General features: G+C 57.8%; 18 protein-coding genes. 1 reads left to right on the top strand and 17 read right to left on the bottom strand.

All coding sequences use genetic code 11. The features are described 5' to 3' along the window. Positions 1-8: 8 nt before the first annotated feature. The 7 genes from pseC to ACQ5SP_RS14820 all read right to left on the bottom strand — a co-directional run bounded on the left by pseC (position 9) and on the right by ACQ5SP_RS14820 (position 8,814). Positions 9-1,172, bottom strand: a complete 1,164-nt coding sequence (pseC, locus tag ACQ5SP_RS14850; RefSeq protein WP_430939181.1) for a UDP-4-amino-4,6-dideoxy-N-acetyl-beta-L-altrosamine transaminase — start codon at positions 1,170-1,172, stop codon at positions 9-11. A gap of 21 nt (positions 1,173-1,193) precedes the next feature. Then, a complete protein-coding gene (locus tag ACQ5SP_RS14845; protein ID WP_430939180.1) occupies positions 1,194-2,468 on the bottom strand; it encodes a lipopolysaccharide biosynthesis protein in 1,275 nt (424 codons plus the stop codon). 446 nt (positions 2,469-2,914) lie between these two features. After that, a complete protein-coding gene (locus ACQ5SP_RS14840) occupies positions 2,915-4,825 on the bottom strand; it encodes a polysaccharide biosynthesis protein (RefSeq protein ID WP_430939179.1) in 1,911 nt (636 codons plus the stop codon). Between the two features lie 175 nt (positions 4,826-5,000). Beyond that, positions 5,001-6,212: a glycosyltransferase family 4 protein gene (locus ACQ5SP_RS14835; RefSeq protein WP_430939178.1), complete on the bottom strand. Its 1,212-nt coding sequence runs from the start codon at positions 6,210-6,212 to the stop codon at positions 5,001-5,003. A 4-nt stretch (positions 6,213-6,216) separates the two neighbouring features. Beyond that, on the bottom strand, positions 6,217-7,347 hold the full coding sequence (locus tag ACQ5SP_RS14830; RefSeq protein ID WP_430939177.1) for a DegT/DnrJ/EryC1/StrS family aminotransferase: 1,131 nt from the start codon (positions 7,345-7,347) through the stop codon (positions 6,217-6,219). Between the two features lies 1 nt (position 7,348). Further along, complete coding sequence (locus ACQ5SP_RS14825; RefSeq protein WP_430939176.1) at positions 7,349-8,227, bottom strand: sulfotransferase family protein; 879 nt, start codon at positions 8,225-8,227, stop codon at positions 7,349-7,351. Continuing rightward, entirely contained in the window at positions 8,224-8,814 is a 591-nt protein-coding gene (locus tag ACQ5SP_RS14820) for a sugar transferase (RefSeq protein WP_430939175.1), read from the bottom strand. Before ACQ5SP_RS14820 ends, ACQ5SP_RS14825 begins: the two co-directional genes overlap by 4 nt. Before the next feature lie 550 nt (positions 8,815-9,364). Here ACQ5SP_RS14820 and ACQ5SP_RS14815 point away from each other — a divergent pair. Then, entirely contained in the window at positions 9,365-10,540 is a 1,176-nt protein-coding gene (locus ACQ5SP_RS14815; RefSeq protein ID WP_430939174.1) for an ATPase, read from the top strand. 9 nt (positions 10,541-10,549) lie between these two features. Here ACQ5SP_RS14815 and ACQ5SP_RS14810 read toward each other — a convergent pair whose 3' ends face one another. From ACQ5SP_RS14810 to ACQ5SP_RS14765, 10 genes are all read right to left on the bottom strand, one after another. Continuing rightward, positions 10,550-11,488 carry a type II secretion system F family protein gene (locus tag ACQ5SP_RS14810; RefSeq protein ID WP_430939173.1) on the bottom strand — a complete coding sequence of 313 codons (939 nt, stop codon included), beginning with the start codon at positions 11,486-11,488 and terminating at the stop codon, positions 10,550-10,552. 32 nt (positions 11,489-11,520) lie between these two features. Further along, a complete protein-coding gene (locus ACQ5SP_RS14805) occupies positions 11,521-12,477 on the bottom strand; it encodes a type II secretion system F family protein (protein ID WP_430939172.1) in 957 nt (318 codons plus the stop codon). A 9-nt stretch (positions 12,478-12,486) separates the two neighbouring features. Beyond that, positions 12,487-13,902: a CpaF family protein gene (locus ACQ5SP_RS14800; RefSeq protein WP_430939171.1), complete on the bottom strand. Its 1,416-nt coding sequence runs from the start codon at positions 13,900-13,902 to the stop codon at positions 12,487-12,489. A gap of 29 nt (positions 13,903-13,931) precedes the next feature. Then, positions 13,932-14,564, bottom strand: coding sequence for a L,D-transpeptidase (locus ACQ5SP_RS14795; protein WP_430939170.1), 633 nt, complete (start codon positions 14,562-14,564; stop codon positions 13,932-13,934). Further along, positions 14,564-15,703, bottom strand: a complete 1,140-nt coding sequence (locus tag ACQ5SP_RS14790) for a hypothetical protein (RefSeq protein ID WP_430939169.1) — start codon at positions 15,701-15,703, stop codon at positions 14,564-14,566. The genes ACQ5SP_RS14795 and ACQ5SP_RS14790 overlap by 1 nt, the downstream gene beginning before the upstream one ends. Positions 15,704-15,740: 37 nt before the next feature. Continuing rightward, positions 15,741-16,385 carry a TadE/TadG family type IV pilus assembly protein gene (locus tag ACQ5SP_RS14785; protein ID WP_430939168.1) on the bottom strand — a complete coding sequence of 215 codons (645 nt, stop codon included), beginning with the start codon at positions 16,383-16,385 and terminating at the stop codon, positions 15,741-15,743. A 41-nt stretch (positions 16,386-16,426) separates the two neighbouring features. Further along, a complete protein-coding gene (locus ACQ5SP_RS14780; protein WP_430939167.1) occupies positions 16,427-16,900 on the bottom strand; it encodes a TadE/TadG family type IV pilus assembly protein in 474 nt (157 codons plus the stop codon). A 271-nt stretch (positions 16,901-17,171) separates the two neighbouring features. Then, positions 17,172-18,590: a type II and III secretion system protein family protein gene (locus ACQ5SP_RS14775; protein ID WP_430939166.1), complete on the bottom strand. Its 1,419-nt coding sequence runs from the start codon at positions 18,588-18,590 to the stop codon at positions 17,172-17,174. Positions 18,591-18,701: 111 nt separating this feature from the next. Continuing rightward, positions 18,702-19,697, bottom strand: coding sequence for a Flp pilus assembly protein CpaB (cpaB, locus tag ACQ5SP_RS14770; RefSeq protein ID WP_430939165.1), 996 nt, complete (start codon positions 19,695-19,697; stop codon positions 18,702-18,704). Between the two features lie 237 nt (positions 19,698-19,934). After that, positions 19,935-20,132, bottom strand: a complete 198-nt coding sequence (locus ACQ5SP_RS14765) for a Flp family type IVb pilin (RefSeq protein ID WP_430939164.1) — start codon at positions 20,130-20,132, stop codon at positions 19,935-19,937. Between the last annotated feature and the right edge of the window lie 10 nt (positions 20,133-20,142).

Genomic DNA, 20,142 nt, shown 5'->3' with positions numbered 1-20,142 from the left:
GCAGACAGTCACCGGCCCATCGCCTTCCGCAGCACATTCACCACCATGTCCTGTTCTTCGTCCTTGAGGGAGGGGTGCATCGGGATGGAGATCGCTTCCCGATAATACTGTTCCGCGTTCGGGAAATCCCCCCAATCAAAGCCCAGTTGCCGATAATAGGGCTGCGTGTGAACAGGAATATAATGCAAATTCACCATAATATCCTGAGAGCGCAACGCATCAAAAACCTCGCGATGTGTGGTCGGTGCAATTTTCTCTAGTTGCAGCCGAATAACGTAGAGATGAAACGCTGAATGGCTGTCCGGATCCTGCCATGGCAAGGTTAGGGGCAGATCGGCCAGCAAGGGTTTATAGCGGGCAGCGATCTCGTGGCGCCGCGCGACATACCGCTCCAGCCGCGTCATCTGAGAGATGCCCAGCGCCGCCTGGATATCGGTCATGCGGTAATTGAAGCCGAGCGCAACCTGCTGATAATACCATGGGCCGTCCATAGGTTGCGTCATCAATTCGGCGTCGCGGGTAATCCCGTGGCTGCGATAAAGGCCAAGCCGGGTAGCAAGGTTAGCATCGTTAGTGACCGCCATGCCGCCCTCGCCAGTGGTGATGATCTTCACCGGGTGGAAACTGAAAACGGTGATGTCGCTGTAGCGCCCATTACCGATTGGATCGCCTTTGTAACGACCGCCAATCGCGTGGGATGCGTCCTCAATTATCCGGAAGCCGTATTTCTGACCAAGGGCGTGGATTGCTTCCATGTTGCAGGGTTGGCCCGCTAGGTGGACGGGGACGACGACCTTTGGCAAACGCCCCATCTTCTCGGCCGAACGGAGTTTCTGCTCCAGCGCAATCGGGCTCAGATTGTAGGTGCGCGGATCGATATCAACAAAATCGACCATTGCACCGCAGTAGATGCCGCAATTAGCCGAAGCGACGAAGGTGTTCGGTGTGGTCCACAACCAATCCCCCGGCCCTAGATCAAGCGCCAGACAGGCAATGTGAAGAGCCGACGTCGCGCTGTTCACAGCAACAGCATGGTGAGCACCCGTTGCATCCTTCACTGCATCTTCGAAAGCGGGAATTCGCGGTCCCTGAGTCAGATTGGTGGAATGTAGAACATCAACCAAGGCTTCGATGTCATCCTGCGTAATATCCTGCTGTCCATAGCGGATCATATCTGGGCAATATCCAATAGCTTAAGACGAGGGGCGAGCAGCAATGACAACACTACCGCGTGGGGTCAGGTAGAGGTAGGCAGCCGATTTCAAGAGCAGCACAAAGAGGAAAGATAGGTTTAAAGCGATTGGGACAGCCAGTACCGGCCAGTTCAGGCTGAAAACTGCGGTCGCCGCAACAAAAACGCAAAGTGCGGCAACATGAGAAACAATAATTGGTCTATCGAATCCTTGCGCGTAAAGGGCAAAATGCGGGACCATGCTGATGCCTTGAAGCGCCATTGCCGAAAGAACCCAAGGGAAGATCCCACTTTCATTCTGGTAAACCTGGGTCCCAACCCAGGCGAGGAGATAGGGCAATAAGATCAAGCTCACCCCTCCAAAAAAGACTACGGACAAAACGGTTTGCCTTAAGGCTCGACAGGTCTCAGTCCGCAATCGCTTAAAATCTTTCTCGTGATTGAGGCGAATAAGTTCAGGATAGGTGAATGCAAAAATTCCAGCGTCCAAAAAAGCAAGCAAGGAGCCTGCAATTCCGATAAACAACACATAGACAGCTACAATCTCAACGCCGCCCAGCGCTTCAAGCCAGTATCGATCCAGGATCTGGACTCCGCGCAAAGCCAATGTTGACATAAAAAAACCGAAGCTAACAATAATGCCCCGCCTCAGCCAAAGCCAGTCAATCGGCAGTTGCCATCCTTCAATCCCTAGACGGGATATGCTCACCCAACCAACCGCGGCTGCCATAAAACCACCGGCGGCCCAGAGAGCAAACACCATGTCTAAATGACGACTTTCGGCAGTCGTGGCCAAAAGCGCGACGGTCAGTATCGCCCAACTTGCTTTTCGTAAGAACAATACCAAGCTTGCGCCAACCGGTCGTGACAGGGCAATTAACAGCCGCGCAACTTCCTGGTTAAAGTGCTCAAGTATTACAATTGGTGCGAACCACCAGAGCAGTGATACGGGCCAATCTGTCAGGCTGAGTGATACAAGGGCAATTGGCAGAACGACAACGTAGAGACACAGCGATAGGGCAACTTGGCTTTTTACAAATTGCCCACGCTTCACGGCCGAGGTTGGTATTATTTCCCGTGTTGCATATGTATAAAAATCAAGGCCAACAAGATATATTACGTAACCGACTGTCGCAGAAAAAAGGCCATAATACCCCACCATCTCCGGGTCCAGAAGCTTAGCCAGAACGATTATAAAAGCGAACCTGACCCCCAAAGTTACCAATCGCAAAGCAATGTTAAGAAGTCTTTCCAAATCAGTAGTAAATAAAAGCATCAATACTCTCAAACAAAATGAGCTTAATTTATGAATTCACTCATTGTGGGCCTAAAATCGAGCAATTTGCATATTGTGAAAAATGAAATATGCATATTTATAATTTTACCAAAATGTCTATTCAGCTCACCACCTAGGAGAAATCGCAAAATTTGAACTATCAAAAATGTCTCTAGGATGCTTGAGTCTCCCTCAGTAAGGCTACTTATGATTCCCAGGATTAAAGGGCGCGCTATAACCAACGACGCTGTGGACGCGTGCCACTAGAATTTTTTGCCTGGCATAGGATTCTGACGGTATACTCCGATGTTACGGTCCCCAAAGAGCATAGGTAATCCGGCGCTTATCGCATCGAGCTTGTTTCATACTCAAGACTGCACGCGTGCAACGTTACGGAAAGCAACGTCAATGGTCTAAATGGCTCGAACGGGGTGGCCTATTTTTCCTCAAAACTTGCCTGAAAGTATCACCCCGGGCTCCTCAGGGCAGCTGTAGCCTTCGACACGGGTCCGGATAACTTCACGAATGCGTGCGGGCGCCTGCTCTTCTACTGCCTGCCTGATTTCTCTTATCGCGGCCTGTATCTCATGTTCGCTCAGATGTCGCTCAGCTGCGCGCAGGATTTTCGGGTGGGGTGTTCCGGAGACGCTAGCTGAATCGATCAGCAGCTCCTCATAGCGCTTTTCTCCAGGCCTGAGCCCTGTGAACTCGATGCGAATATCACCCGCGTCGGTCTCGGGGTCGTAGATGCGTTGCCCGTTGAGCTCGATCATGCTGCGCGCGACATCAATGATCTTTCTCGGCTGGCCCATGTCAAGGACGAAGACCTCACCTCCCTCCGAGAAGGATCCGGCCAGCAGAACGAGCCGCGCGGCTTCCGGAATTGTCATGAAAAACCGGGTGACGTCAGGGTCTGTGACCGTCACGGGCCCCCCTGCCTCGATCTGGCGCTGGAAGAGCGGCACGACTGAGCCGGACGAGCCCAGCACGTTGCCGAAACGCACCATGGAAAAGCGCGTTGCCGTGCTCCGCGTCGCCATATCCTGTATGATCAATTCGGCCAGCCGTTTCGTTGCGCCCATGACGTTTGTCGGTCGCACCGCCTTATCACTCGAGACCAGAACGAACCGCGCAACGCCGGCCGCTTCGGCTGCAAGGGCAACCGTCTGGGTGCCAAGCACATTGGTACGCGCGCCCTCAATCTCGTTATGCTCGACCATTGGGACGTGCTTCAGAGCTGCCGCATGAAGGACCGTGTCAACACACTCTTCGGCGAGGACACTCTCGACCCTCTGGCGATCATTGACGGAGCCAAGCCGGGCCGAGAGCTCTATCCCGGCGGCATCCGCCAACGCCCTGAGATCCTGGTGAATCGTGTAGAGCCCCAGTTCACTTTGATCGAAAAGCACGATCTTTGACGGACCACACTCAATCAGCTGCAGGCAGAGTTCCGAGCCGATCGACCCCCCTGCCCCTGTCACCATGACGGAACTCCCGGCGTAAGCGCGGGCAATGGCCGGGGTGGCGAGATCAACCTCACCACGTCCAAGCAACTCGTCGGGGGTAACCGTGCGGGTCCCGATACCGTCATTACCGGCCAGAATATCGACGTAAGATGGCAGGGCACGCACCTCGACACCGAACTCGGCGACGCTGTCGGCGAGCTCCTTCACACGGTGCGGGTTCAGGGACGGCATGGCCATGAGCACGTGGCTGATCTGATGGCGTCCAAGCTTCTCGGACAAGTTCTCCGGGGGATAGACCGGCAAACCGGCCACTATCAGGCCATGAACTTTGGGGTCGTCGTCGAGGAAAAAGATCGGGCGCAGTTCCTGGGCCTGCCGGAGCGCGGAGGCGAGCTGGATACCGGCCGAGCCTGCCCCGTATATCGCAACACGGTCCGCGACCGCTCCACGCGTACTGGCATAGGTGATCAGTTGGCGCCCCAGGATCCGGACCAGAACGGCAAAGGTGAAAAAGACCAGAGAGAAAATGAACGGGACGGTGCGCGGAAGGAACGCCTGAAGCAGGAAGCCGGCAGCAATCGAAACGCCCCCCAGTAGGAAGGCCGCGATCGCGATCCGCGTGACGGCACGGCCTTCGAGGGCGGAAATCTTGATCCAGGGCACCCGTAGCAACACAAGTACCGCGGGAGTGGCAACGGTCATGACTCCGAAAAGGGCCGACATGCTGAGAGGGGTTTCGGCGAAGAAAACCGGTTCGCCTAGACGCAGCAGGAAGGCCAGATAGAGTGCGAGCAGGGCAAGCGCCGTATCGACGATTAAGATAATCGCGTATTTGCTCGGGCGCGACAGATCGGACAGGTCGGCCAGGACGACTTGGGGAAGGACTCGCATTTCGCTCGCTACCTCAGAAAGTCTCTGGTCTGAGCCGCCTGGCGCTTTTTGGATTGATATCTCAAATCACAGCTCACATCCAAAGCCGGCAGGCATCCCGTCATTTCACCCGCGACTCCCTGTCTGACGGAACACGCGGAAATCCAGCGGCAAGGGAGCCGTCTGGAAAGTCCCATCAAGTCGCCGCAGATCCACCCTTTTCGGAACCGAGCCCCTTAAGGAGTGCATCCCAGCGCGACAAGGCCACCGAGGGCTGCGCCGTGTCGGCGGCAAAGGCGGCCAGCGCTTCACGCCGATCAGCCGAGGCGAGCAGCTCGTCAAGAGCCTCGGCGATGTCTCTTGGATCGTCACTCTTGGGCACCACGCCCAAGCCCCGCTCGCGGATGTCCCTCGCCAAGGCACTCTCCGGCTCAACAAGTGCGAGAACAGCCACGCCGAGCTGGGCATAGGTGAGAAGCTTTGACGGATAAGCGACTCGATAGATACCGGGCGCTAGGGCCACGAGCCCAACATCGGCCGTCCTGATGAGTTCCTGGGCCTGCGAAAAAGGCAGGAAAGGCGCAAACTTGACCTGCGGATGCCCACCCCAGTCCCTCTCCAGCGCCGCCTTCGCCGAGCCATCTCCGAGGAACATCAGTTCCAGGTCCGGGTAGCGACCGAAAAGCCGGCTGATACCCTCCGTGAGAGCGGCCAGGTTCTGAAAGCGCCCAAGATTTCCGGCAAAGATCAGCCGCCGCACCCCGCCGGGTTTCTCAAGGCTTTCGGGCGGTACATGCGACTGCGCGGTGTCGGCGCTCAGCGAAAAATTGTTGATGACGCGGATAGGCAGCGCACCAAGTCCGCGCGCGCCCAGGGTTGCCGCCATGTCTTCCGAGAGAACCACGATTGCAGCACTGCGCCGCAGCGTCTGATTGTCGAGTGCGAGCGAAATGCGGGCCGGCAGCCTTTTGCCCAATACATGGCCACTGATCTGCGAGACCTCGGGATGAATATCTTGCATGTGATAGACGAAGCGCGCGCCCGTTAGGCGCGCGGCAAAGCTGGCCGTCCAGGCTGCGATCACTGGTGGGAATGTCGAAGCGATGACGATATCCGGGCGCGCGTGCAGAATGCGCCCGAAAAGCTTGGAACAATAGAGAATGATATTGGCGAAACGACGGAAAGGACGTGCCTTTTCGCGCGAGAACACCCAAGCCCGGCGGACATCAAGTGAACCCAGACGCTCTCGCCGCGGCGCCTTAACCGCGCCATCACGGTAAGACGGCACCGAGGTAAGAACCTGTACCTTGTGGCCTGCAGATGCAAAATGGTCGCCCATTGCACGCAGCATGAGCGCGTAGGGCGAGGTATCAGGCCAAAAGAAACGATGAGAGAGCAGAAGCTTCAAGACCTCATGCCCGCTCGATCAGGTGAGAAATCAAGCCGATAACCTCGTCCTGCTCCGCATCCGTCATGTCGCTGCCCGATGGCAGACAGAGGCCGTTTTCGAATAAGCCTTCGTCAAATCCCGCGCCGACGTAGCCTGCTCCTTCGAAAAGCGGCTGAAGATGCATCGGCTTCCAGACCGGGCGTGCCTCGATCTCGTGGTCGAGAAGATGTCTGCGGATTTTTTCTCGGTCCACCCCGCAGCGCTCAGGATCTATCACGGCAACGGTTAACCAGCGCGTGGCGCGGTCACCCTCGGCTTCCGGCATGAAGCTTACGCCAAGAGGCGCGAGCTGTTCATGATATCGCTCGAAAACCCGTCGCCGTCGAGCGACACGCTCTTCCAGGATTTCCATTTGCCCCAGACCGACCGCGGCAGAAATGTTGGACAGGCGGTAATTGTAGCCGTATGTGGAGTGCTCGTAATGCGGCGCCTGGTCCCGCGCCTGGGTCGCCAGGAACCGCGCTTGCCGCGCCCAGTCTTCATGGCGCGTGACAAGCATACCGCCGCCGGATGTCGTGATGATCTTGTTGCCGTTGAATGACAGGATCGCAGCATCGCCGCCGGAGCCGGCTTTACGGGTTTCCCGATAGAACGCGCCGAAGCTTTCGGCCGAGTCGACTATGAGGGACACGCCGTACGCGGCTGCCAGCGCCTCGAACCGGTTCAGGTCAACACTCTGGCCATATAGATCCGTCGGAACAATCGCCTTCGGGAGCCGGTTCTCCGCCTGTGCACGCGCCAGCGCGTCCTCGACCAGCTTGGCGTCCATTGTCCAGGTCGCGGGCGCAAGATCGAAAAACATTGGCGTCGCCCCCTGGTAGAGGATCGGGAAGACGCCACCGGCGAAGGTCATGGACGACACCCAAACCTCGTCATCCGGTCCGACCCCGGCGATGCGGAGCGCCAAATGCAGCGCGGCAGATCCCGAGGACAAGGCCACGCAGTGCAGGCCGGGCCCAAGATACTCTGCCACGGCGTCCTCAAAAGCGTCGAGCTGCGGGCCAGCCGGGGCGACGAAACCGGAGGCGAAGGCCCGCGCCAAATGAGCTTGCTCATGGCCGGACATGTGCGGACGGGAGAGATAGATGCGCATCTCAGCTATACCCGTGACGCATAAGCGGAACTTCGAGGATCGGCATTATCTCTTGCAGGTTCTCGATATAATTTCGACCTTTCCCGACGCTCGCCCCGTGAATTTTTCCCGCCGCAGCCGTAACCATATCCGAGGGAAGGTCAGTGCCAAGCCGTTCCAGGATGCGATTGAGTGTTCCGGAAGGGTTATCCGCCAGGTCTTCGTATCGCACGCTGATTACCCTGCTCCTAGAGAGATTAGACAAGGCTGCATCTGCCCGGCCAACACAGGCAGCCCATTGCCGCGCGCAGAGTTCCTCGACGGGCGCATCGTAATAGCGGTCCATATCAGCGAAACGTGGTCCCCAGACGCCCAAATGTTTGCGACGACCAAGGCTGACCGCAATGCGTCGGCTCAGGGCAGCCGTGGCGTAGACCGGTAGATCACCCGGCGGCGCAAAGCGTGCCTTGGCCAGAAAATAGGACAACCCAGGAACCTCCAGCTCACCCAGCCAGCGCTTTCGTGCGGAAGCAACGACATCTACACCATCTCGGACTATGTAGAGGAATACCGCTTCAGGCAGGATGGCATCGACGAAGGGGACGCGGAGACTGTTGGCACAGGTCTTCTCTACGACAAAAGCCGGCCGGCCGCACCGTCTCCAGATGCGCTCAAAAGAGCGGCGTACGTAGCGACACACCTCAGGTCGAGCCGCACCGGCAGGCAACTCATCATCCGGATGGCGCAAGTTGCCGTGTCGCCAGATGGGATTGATCTCATCGCATGGCCAGGTCTCGAAACCGGGCAACTCTGTCAGGGCATCACGCAGGGCATTTGTTCCCGATCTAGCTGCGCCGATTATGATTACAGGCGTAAAAGGCAGCGCCTTTGGAAGGGTCATTGCCTCAATGTCCTCCATATGAGGACCAGGTCTTCGGCGAAACTCCAGTTCTGAACATAGGCACAGTTGATCCGTACCTTGTCCGGCCATATGACGGATTGACTGAAGTCCTCCGGATCCTCGACGCTCGAAAGAATTTCTTCCTCATTCCGATACTTGAGGGTTGCCGGTCCGGTAATTCCGGGGCGCACCGTCAAAAGCAGCCTGTCGGCGTCACTAAGCCTGTCTGCAAAACCGGGCACGTCGGGACGCGGCCCGACCAGTGACATATCCCCCTTCAGCACGTTCCAGAGCTGCGGCAGCTCGTCGAGTTTACACTTCCGAAAAAGCCGTCCGAGCGGCGTAATCCGCATATCATTCGCAGTCGTGACCGTTGATCCCCCTACGGGCCGCATAGTGCGTAGTTTCACGATTTGAAAAATTCTTCCGTGAAGGCCCACCCGTTCCTGAATAAAAAAACCGCTAGCGCCCGTATCGCGCGCCGCAAGCCACCAGGCCAAAAGCATCACCGGCCAAAGTAGGAGCAGACCAACCGTGGCTACGCCAACGTCGAAACTGCGCTTCAGAATGCGGTCGCGTCTCGTCACGCCATTCTTTTTTGCCGCGAGCTTTGAGTCTTGGCCCAGATTCTACGTAAGCGCGTCGCGCGCGGTATCAGTTTACACTTCATAAACTGATTTCAGTTTCAATTGCGGTAGCCTGACGGTTAGCCGACTGCTCATGGAATCTTTGAAAGAGGGCCTTTTGCTCAATAGCTACCGCACCACTGCATGCGCCACATGCAGCACTCGGAAAAGTTCAGCAACCTGTGCCAAGCCAAGCTCGACCGCGCTAGCTCGCTCGAATCGACACAGCTGCAGATCGCGAAAACTTGATGGGCAACCATCCGTTCATCTATGAACACGCTAGCGCTCCACCCTGTGTGCTGCAAGCAGTTCAAGTATGCGATGGAGTTGGATAATTCGGCATCTCCGCTTGCGCGGATCGACCAGTATGGCTAGCCTTTTCTCACCTTGGGGTTACGCATTACAGGCAGACAAACAGGCCGTGACATATTTCAAACCACCGACGCCACCCGAAAGCCTGGAAGAAACGGGGCTTGACCAGACTTTCCTCATCGGCCTCGCTGCGAAAATCATGAACGCCCTCGGGATCATGACGCCGGCGCTGCTCGCAGACGAGATCAAGCTGCCGAGGCCCCTGGCCCGAAAGCTCGTCGAAGAGATGCAGCATCTGAGCCTCGTGGAGTCCCACGGGCTTGTCAGCCATGGCGACGTCAAGTCCGATATCCGCTACGGGCTGACCGACCGCGGCAAGGCCTGGGCGGCAGATGCCATGCTTGCCTCGCAATATGTCGGGCCCGCCCCGGTGACGCTCCAGGCCTTCCGCGACCAGGTGGCGCTGCAATCGATCACCCATGAAGAGGTACACCGCGACAAGCTGGAGAAAGCGCTCGGCAAGCTCGTGCTGCCGGGCGACCTCATCATGCAGCTCGGGCCCGCGGTTAACTCCGCGCGCTCGGTACTCCTCTATGGAGAGGCCGGTAACGGCAAGACCTCGATCGCCGAGGCGCTCGGCTCCACGCTCGAGGACACGCTCTATTTCCCGCACGCGATCATCGTCGGCGGGCAGATGATCAAGTTCTACGACGAGACGATCCACGAGCTCGTGGATCGCCCCGACCCCGAGACGCCGCTCGACCCGCGCTGGGTGGCCTGCAAGCGGCCGGTTGCGGTCACCGGGGGCGAGCTGACGCTGGAGATGCTCGACCTGATCTTCGATCGCTCGAGCCGCTTCTACGAGGCGCCGGTCCACCTGAAAGCCGTGGGCGGGGTTTTCGTCGTCGACGATTTCGGCCGCCAGGTGAACACGCCGCAGCAGCTGCTGAACCGCTGGATCGTGCCGCTCGAGCGCGGCTTCGACATGCTCTCGCTCCATACCGGCCAGAAATTCCAGGTCCCCTTCGACCAGCTGGTGATCTTCTCGACCAACATGATGCCCGAGGAGATGGCCGACGCGGCCGCGCTCCGCCGGCTCTATTTCAAGATCTTCGTGCCGAGCCCGACCAAGGAAGACTATCTCGAGATCTTCCGTCGGGTCTGCGAGGACGAGAAGCTCGACTATCCCAAGGGTGACATCGAGCATTTCTACCGGCGGATCTACGAGGACGGGAACCTTGTCACATCAGGCGCCCATCCGGGCTTCCTCGTCAAGCACGTGGAAGCGGCCTGCGCCTTCAAGGGGGTCCCGACGCAACTGACCCCGGAAATGCTGGATCTCGCCTGGAAGAACGTGGCGGCGACACAACGTTAATATTGTCGGTCACCCGCCGGGACTCATCGCGAAGAACATAGCCAATATCGATATCATCACCGGCGTAATTACGATAACGAGGTTGACCGGGAACAGGAACAAAGCGAGCGGGAAGATCATCTTGACTGCCAGAGAGTTCGCTTTCTCCTCGGCCCGGGTCAAACGGAGTTGGCGCATTTCCTTGCTGAAGACGCGCAGGGTCTGGCGCACGCTCGAGCCAAGCTCTTCGGATTGCCGGAAAAGAATAGCAAGCGACCTTGCTTCCTCAAGATTCACCCTCTCAGCAAAATTGTTGATCGCTTCGTGCATCGGCCGGCCAGCACGAACTTCGAGAGTAATAATCGCCAGGTTGATCCCGAAATCGCGCTGCGTCTGGAGATATTCGCGCGCGACACGATCGAGTGCAGCCTCGATACTGAGACCCGCATCGACGCAAACGATGAGAAGATCCATGAAATCGGGAAAAAGCTTGCGATACGCGATCTCACGCTTGTTACCCAGCCGGTCCAGGACAGCAGCCACGAGGATAAATGCAACGCCTGCGACGATGCCCGCGAACAGCCCCGTAATTGTTCTGTTCGTTTCCGGGTAGATGATTTCAACGAGGACATACGCACTCGCGAACACGGCCATCGTTACAAAAATGCGAATAAGGTTAAAAACAAAGAGGGCCGTCTTCGAAAAGTAACCGGCTCGGATCAGCCGGGACCGAAGGCTGTCAGGCCTTTCCTTGCGCAAAACCTCAATATAATTTCGAATGTACTCGTTCTCGGATCCCATGACCCGGTCGAGGTCTTCATTCGCGATCGCGACCCCACCCGCGCTCTGTCCATCGAGCATGTCCGAGCGCCGCCGCATATCGCGGCGGGACTGCATGCCGTTTATGATCCCGTAGCTGAGAGTGAGCGCCGCAAAGAAGATCACGGCGAGAATTAATGACTGTTCCATACGAACTCTTCTCCCGGCTGTGACGTCGTGATCTAGAAGTCGAAATTGACCATGCGGTTCAGTATGACCGTTCCGATGGCCATCATCGTCAAGCAGACGACGACCACCTCGGTCCCATATCCGCTTTCCCAAAGCGGGTCGAAATACGTCGGGACCATCGCGTTCAGCATGAAGAATAGAACAAAGGGCGAGGCCGCCAGCACTGCCGCGGTGGCACGCCCCTCTGCCGAGATCGCACGAATCTTGTTCCTAAGCATAAGCCGCTCGCGAACCATCGTAGCCAGGTTTTCCAGCAGTTCTGCGAGGTTACCACCCGTTCCCTGTTGAACCGTCAGGGTAACCGCCAGGAGCTTGACCTCTTCCGCGCCGACCCGTTCGACCATGTCCAGCATGCTGTCGTCGAGAGCACCCCCAAAAGCCAACTGGTCGCTCAGGATGCCAAATTCTGATCCAATGGGATCAGGCATCTCGCGGGCAACGAGTGCAATGGCAGCACCGAGCGGATGGCCTGCATTCAGGCTTCGGACAATGATATCAAGCGCATTGGGCAATTGATTGACGAACTTCCTGATGCGGCGCGCGCGCATGTAAGCAATTGTCGCGACCGTCACAGTAACCGTCAGGACGATCTGCAAGACGAGCTTGATGACGAGCGGCCCCGCATAGAAAAGCGAAATTGCAAACCAGGAAGCGACGAAGATCGCAGCTACACTCAGGAAGCGCTGATGCGTCGCGAGTTCGAGGCCAGACTGCTCATACAGCCGGGCAACCCATCGAAAAGGGGCCAGGAACGAGTTTCTATCCTGGCTCGTACGCTTCCTCAGGAGGTTGCGATAAGCTTCACCTCGGTTTGCGGAACGCTGCAGTGTCTCTAGTCGCGAATTGACCTCGGCCGATTTTCGTCGGGCACCGAAAAGGGCTCGGAGGAGGGTATCGAAAACCAGCAACCCCGCGACGAAGACGGCGCCATAGATCATGATCTCAGTCATCGCGGCACCTCAGAGCTTTATGGAGGGATCAAACATGCGCGTATCTACCTCGAGACCGATTGCCTCAAGGTCTTCGAGGAAGCGCGGTCGGATTCCCGTCGCGCGGAATTCGGTGCGAAGATTACCGTCCTGGTCGAGACCCAGCTTCTTGAACTTCATGATCTCCTGGAGCTGGATAACGTCCCCCTCCATGCCTGTGAGCTCCGCGATGGATACGACACGACGCGAGCCGTCGCGGAGACGCTCAAGTTGAATAATTACGTGGATAGCCGAAGAGATCTGTGACCGGATTGCGGTCTGGCTCATTGGCATGCCTGCCATACCGACCATCTGCTCCATGCGCGCCAGGGCGTCACGCGGGCTGTTGGCATGGATCGTAGTCATCGAGCCTTCGTGACCGGTGTTCATGGCCTGCAGCATGTCAAAGGCTTCGGGGCCCCGAACCTCGCCCACGATGATCCGGTCGGGTCGCATCCGGAGCGCGTTTTTCACAAGATCGCGCTGCAGAATCTCATTGCGTCCGTCGACCGAAGGCGGGCGTGTCTCCAGGCGAACCACGTGCGGCTGCTGCAGCTGGAGTTCCGCCGCGTCCTCGATAGTGACCATGCGCTCGCCGTGCGGAATATAGGCTGACAAGGCGTTCAGCATCGTCGTCTTACCAGAGCCCGTTCCGCCGGAAATAACCATCGAAACCTTTCCGCGAACGGCATTCGCCAAAAGGTCAGCCATCGCCTCAGGCAGCGCATGGTTTTCAACAAGCTTTTTTAGGTGATAGGGCTTCTTCGAGAATTTCCGGATTGACAGCTGCGGCCCATCCACCGCGACAGGGCGCACAGCCACGTTGACACGCGACCCATCGGCGAGGCGAGCATCGACTAAAGGGGAAGCCTCGTCCACCCGCCGGCCGACCGAGGCCACGATCTTGTTGATGATCCGCATCAGGTGCTCTTCATCCTTGAAGCGCACGCGTGTTTCCTCGACGCGGCCGAAGCGCTCGACATAGACTTTGCCGGCTCCGACCACGAGGATGTCAGAGATTGTGTCGTCGCCGAGAAGTGGTTCCAGCGGACCGAGGCCCAGCATCTCGTCGGCGATGTCGGAAGTCAGCGCGTCCAGCTCGCCGGCATTAAGTGGAAAATTATTGTCCTTGGCATAGGACCTAACGAGAGGGCGCAGCTCCGCGTGGAGCTGTTCCTCGTTCATCGCATCAAGCACCGCAAGATTGATCTGCTCGAGGAGATACCGGTGGAGGTTGACGCGCTCTGCCACGAAATCCGGAAGCGTACTGCTCGCAGCACCGTTGGGCTTTGGCTCGTCCTGCAAGCCCGACTTGCCGCTCTCTTCGAGCACCAGCACACCATTTCCGTCGTCTGCCTCGACACGTTTCGGCGCGGCGTTGCGCTGCCGGAAGAAACGTCCTGCCATCTTGGTCTCCTTCCCCAAACCGGGTGAAGCTAGGGCCGCACTATGACCTTGGTACCTACACGCACTTTTCCGAAGAGCTCCATTACGTCGGCATTCGAAAGCCGGAAACAGCCGGAGGTCTGGAAACCCCCAAGGCTGGATGAGTCGTTCGTCCCGTGAATCCTGTAGAGCGTGTCACGCCCACCCTGGAACAGGTAAATCGCGCGCGCGCCAAGCGGATTATAGGGCCCCGGCGGCACGTAGGAAGGCAAGTCAGGCTCGCGTTTGCGCATATCGGCGGGAGGGCGCCAGGCTGGCCATTCGGCCTTGCGCCCAACCACGGTCGTCCCGGTCCAGGTGAAACCATCTCGGCCGACGCTGATCTTGTAACGCTCCGCCTTGCCGCCACCGAGGATACGGTGAAGCGTGCGCTCGGAATTCGAGATAATGATTGTGCCTGGCGGCTCCGAGGAAGGGTAGGAGACGATCTCGCGGCTCTGCGGGCCGTGACTGCGCGGTACTCTCTTGGTCTCCACCTGCACGACATGGTCTGCAACAGAGGGCGCCGCTGGACCGAGGGCCTGGAACGCCGTGCTTGGCCCAGCGAAAAAGATGAGGGCGCCGAGACAAAGGGCGACAAGGCCCGAAAGGCGTTTTGGCGAAATAGCCGACAGGACTGGCATCAGGACTTGGCTCCGAGGATATCGATATCGCGCATGAAACGCTCAAGGCGTTTTACGAAGGGAGAGCGTGAATAAAGCTGACGCGGCAGTATACCACGATCAAGACTCTCATCCAGCGTCCGTTCGTCTTCGGGAAGGTAGGTAAACGGCGTCGGGTCGAACAGTTCTTTCAGCTTTTTCTTCTTGATCCTCTGTCCGAACATCGAGCGCTGGTGCTTGTTAATGACGACGTGCAGCGGAAAATCTTCACCGCGGCTGCGGCGGATTCGCTTGACCCAGTCCAATGCATGTTTGACAGCGGGCAGGTTCAGCTCGGTGACCACCGTGCATGTATTCACCGCCGACAGGACCTCTTCGGTCCAGGGCGCTTCATAGTAGGGCATATCCAGCACGGTGTGTCGATGCTCTGCGCTGACTACATCGAGCATCCTCAGGACCAGCTCTTCGCCACCAGGATGAATCGGTAGATCAGGCTCCTTGAAGGAGTAGATAAAAAACTCGGCGTCGTGCTGGCGCTGGATCAGGTTGATGAATTCGCGGTCGATCCGGTTCGGATGGTCGACTACCGAGCCGAGCCGGTAGTCATTAACCATGTTAAGACCCAGTCCGACATCGCCAAGCGAGAAGTCCAGATCGAAAACCGCGATTGGCGCATCACCCGTGGTCAGTCTGTTCACGAGCAGATCCGCCATAGAAACGGCAACAGTAGTGGCACCTGCCCCACCGATCGAAGAGATGACGGCATGAACCGGGTTTCCCGTGGTTTTCGTAACCGCAACAGCCGCCGAGACGGCTTCCATCAGAGCGTCCTTGTCGAGCGGTTTCCGCAGCCAGTCCGAAATCTGCAACCGGAACAGGCGGCGAACCTGATCATCGCCCAATTCGTTTGACACGACGATCATGGGCACTGAGCGAAACTCGCCGCGCAGGCTTTCAAGAAGATCCAGCTCCGGTTGGGCTACTTCGTCGAAATCTGCAATTACCAGATCCGGGGACAGCTCAGCTGGCCCATCATGGCTGGTCGCTGCCCTGTGCTGCAGCGCCAGACGTGCCGCTCCTTCAAGAACGGCAGCGACGTCACCTGGTTCCGCGGTCTCGGGCCGAATGATCAGGACTGTCTGCTTCGCACTACTTGCCATGTATTCCTAGCTCTCTGCTCGACGGGTGTTTTCAACCTCAACAGCTTGCACTCGTGCACAAATCTTCACTGGTGACCGTGACTGGATTGGCCGGGATTTCAATAGTAATCCCTTCTCCGCTTCCACCGAATGCAGCCAGTACACCGCCAATGATTGGCAGATCGAACGAAACGCCAACGGCTTCCACTGTGATGGTTACCACGGCGCCGCCATCCGTTGCACCGCCCGGTCTTCCAACATAACCGAGCCCGGATCTGTGGTAGGTTACTCGGACATTTTCCTCTCTCAACCGAGGGTTCACATCGCACATACCGAGGCGACCGCCTGCTGCCGCATTACACGTGCCGTCAGACCCGTAAAAGATCCAGTCTAACGCGTCCGTGTCCACGTTAGTGCCATCTGAGCATGTCGGTGGATCTGTCGGCGGATCTCCAGGGCAGGAAATCGGAGCCACGAAATTCGCCGGATCGGTCGGGTCCGGAAAGTCCTCGCCTGGATCCAACGTACTGTTGGCCAGGGCGGATATATTGGTTAGAGGGTCAGAAACAGCCGCCAGCCGGGCCCCATGTTGCATCGCTTTGACTGTCTGGTTCCACTGAAAAACAGCAAAACCAAATTCGATGAGCGCCGCGAAAACCAACAGGACGAGCGGTATCACCAGAAGCCCTTCTACAAGGGCCAAGCCGCTCTCGTTCCTCGAAAATGCGCGTATGTGAGTTCTCATCAAAATCCAAAGACTTGCGTCTGGTGATAGTATTCGAGTTCAATCGTCTCTTCGAGGCCGAGCGCCGAAAACAACGGTGAGCCCCTGTACGCGGTCTGGGCGTAAACCGTGATGACATCGCCGATGGCCGGTGTGGCGGGCGTGACCTGGAATTCGCTCGCTGGACTACCATTCCAGCCCGGAACCCGCTCTCCCGGCGTCGGCGTGGCGGCAGTGCCAAGAGGGTCCGCATAAAACGCGATGTTCTTGGCGATCTTGCTACAGGTCGCCGCATCGTATGTGCAGCGGCTCAAATAACGGGCGGCGTCCCGGACCCCCGTCTGGATCTGGTGGCGCTGCCAGAGAATTGTACCAAACTCCAGAAGGCCAATTGAGAAGATTGTAATCACCGGCAGTACGACGATCGTCTCGACCAGAACCGAGCCCCGTTGGGATCGGCGAAACCAGGAAAAGTGCCGAAACCTTAGGCGCATTATCCTACACTACCCCAATCCTAAGCTCTGGCTCTTCGCCAGAACTCAGGGAAATTGCGACATCGATGCAAGGTCTCGAAGCGCTGGCGCTACTTAGCCGCCGAATTCGATGTCCGTGTTTTCGACATTTGGAGGCCAAGGCGATATCTCCTGGATTCCCGTATTCGCGTCCATCGCGTTCCCGGCACGGAACGACACCGTATCCCAGTTATTCATGTAATCGGCGCAGCCGCCGAGCAGGGCTGCCGACGCGATGAGGGCGAGAACCGCCTTATTTCTTGACCGCAAGACCATCGTCAAACTCCAGATCAATCAGGTGTCCGTACGGCCCGACGACTCCCTCGCCGAGTTCGAAAGCGCGTATCATGTCCCGATCCACTTCGAGCATGCCGAGCAGGAAAAGCTCAACGTCATTGCTCGACCGCGTGCCATCGAGCGGCGAGACCAGAGGCTCATCCGGCGCCGCCGGGCGGACGAGACGCGGCGTGACGAGGATAACCAGGTCCGTTTCCTGCTTCTGGAACTCGGTCGACCGGAAGAGCGTCCCGAGGACGGGCAACTGACCCAACCAAGGCAGTTGCGCGACGTTCCTTTCATTCGATGTGTCAAGAAGCCCTGCGATTGCGAAGCTTTGGCCATCTCGGAGGGAGACCGTTGTATCCGCTTTTCGCGAAATGAAAGCCGGGTTGCCATTCACCGAGAGTGACGTGTCGACATCGCTGACCTCCGGGCGGACCCGGAGACGGATCAGGCCATCATCCAACACGGTCGGCAGGAAGTTCAGCGTCACGCCGTAGTCGCGGTAACCGGTCGATGTGGCGACGTTGCCGTTTTCGTCGGTGGTGCTTTCGTCGATGGGCACTTCACCGCCAGCGGTGAAGTCCGCCTCGACATTGCTGGTCGTGACAAGTCTCGGGTTAGCAAGGCGCCGGGCGAGCCCTTTGTCCTCCAGCGCGTTAATCACGAAGTCGATCTGCGTACCCGAAATCTCGAGCAATTCGCCAACGAATGTACCAAAGGGCGTGAAGTCACTAGCACCTGTGCTGCTGCCATCGTTATCAGATAGCTGAACGCCAAGCGCACGACCCGCATTGCGGTTGACCTCGAGAATCCGAACATCCAGCTCGACCTGCTGCGGATCCTTCAACCGTATAGCGTTGATGATGGTAGAACTCTCGCCGGTGTATTGCCTTGCAATGTCCAGTACTCTTTGAAGGTCTACCGCATCCTTCACCCGTCCCGACAGCCTTATGGAGTTGTTGACACTGGTCACATCGACCTCAGCACTCGGCACGACAGCGTTGATCGTATCGCGCAACTCTTGGAAGTCGAGCCGCACGCGCACGTCAATCACTTCGATAAGCTGGCTGTTTTCGTCATAAAGCGTGATGTTCGTAAAGCCCGGAGTTTTGCCCTGGATATAAAGAGACGAAGCCGTCAGCGGGAAGACATCTGCCACGGCCGAATCTCCAACCACAACGTCGGCGTAAATCCCGTCCGCCTGGATCGTTAGCGTAAATCCTGGCTCAAGCGTGACACTCGAAACTTCCCCATCATCGATAGCGATATCGCGGACCTGGGATGCCGCCGGCGCGGCGGCGAGCGCTACCAGAGAGATCATTGCCAATCCAATGATCTCGCAAACCCGGGCTGGCCAACCAACCCTGTTCTGAATGAGATCTTTTTTCATTGTCCCTGCCTTTCAGCTGTCCCTGCGCATTTCACGCCGTTCCCGCTCTTTCGCTTTTTTCTTCGCCACTCCGCCAAGCCCCAAGCCAGCATCGAGTGGGTCATGCTCACCTCACTGAGAAGGTCCTGCGTCTGGCTTGTTGACGCTGTATTCGCTTCTCTGCCCTCCACGGATTACACCCACGGTGGACTTGCTGTCCATTAGGTCCCTTGCGGTCGCCGGTCCCTCGTCCGCTCCCTCTTCAAGCTGATCGAGGCGAAGGGTAAGGCCTTCGCCCCAGCTTTCGATCAGGCGCTCAAGATTGGTCAGGCGCTCTAGCTCTTCCTGGCGGATTTCATCCTGTTCGCCCTGGGCGGCCCTAAGCATTTCCTCGGACACGGTCGGCTCGCCCAAATCGGCTGCCGAAACACGATTTGGTTCGTCAACATCTGCCGATCCGGTCTTACGAAGCGCCAAAGAAAGGGACCCAACCCGTTGGGCCAGAACAAGCTTCTGGGCTTCCTGGGTCGTGACCTCGAAGGTGACCGTTCTGGATGGCGTCGGATCATCCCGCGTTTCATCGGCGATCTGGTCGATCGCCAGGACTTTCACACCCTGCAGAAGCAGATCGACGAAATCGCCACGCGTCAGCATGACGTCGACCCGGTCGCCGGGCAGCACGAAGCCTGCAACATTGTTGACGCTAATCGCGATCGCTTTCATGCCGGGAGACAGCATTGTCGAAAGCTTCGCACGCTCGCCAGGATTTGTCACATTCGCCGCAAGAACCAGCTCACCTTCCTGCATGGCCGAAAGCACGTAACGGGCGTCGTCTTCTTCTTCACTCGCGATCACCTCTTCGATCGTCTCGAACGCTCCACGCGGCGCGACGTCCGCCCTCCACTCGATCAAGGCAAGGCTCTCGCGAGTAACACGCTCCCCGAAGCGAAGTGGCTCGCTCGCGACAACGACCATCCGGGATGGCGCTTCTTGAGGCTGCTCGACGGTCTGGCGTGTCGAGGCGACGAGTTCCTGCCGCTGCTCGTTTAGCCAGTTTCGTGCTCCGTAGACCGCTACGGCCGCCAAAAACAGCGCTACCGCAAAACTGAGGATGTTCGTAGACCGCATCTCTGGACCAAAGCCTCACAATCCTGGGCAAAAGCGTGCCACGTCACCACTGCGCCCGCCAACAGATCTGCAATTCCCGAGCGAAGCCACACAATCGCTCGTCTGGGCTGCGCTTAGCCGGAGGAGGGCTCGATCGCAATTGCCAAGCCCCCCCCTTTTTCCCCGCCTCAAGAACACCATCAAGCCTGGTGCTTCAAGGACGGTCGAAGCCTTACGTTTTAACGCAAGCCGACCAGGTCAGCTGGCGGGCGTAGAAAGCGTCGAAATCCAGCTTGCCCAATCACTCCAGATGCCGGCGAGATTGGCACCAAAGAGGTTCACGGCCACAACCACGGCCGCGGTGAGCAGGCCCAGCAGCACGACATATTCGGTCAGAGCCAAGCCGTCCTCGTCCCGGCGGAACCGGGCAAGCAAATTCTTAAAGCGGATGAGCATCAGATTTCCC

This window comes from Rhodovulum sp. YNF3179, from assembly GCF_050586465.1.
Classification (GTDB): Bacteria; Pseudomonadota; Alphaproteobacteria; order Rhodobacterales; family Rhodobacteraceae; genus CAJXYS01.
The sequence above is the reverse complement of the archived record's forward strand: the minus strand, read 5'-3'. Positions and strand labels throughout refer to the sequence as shown.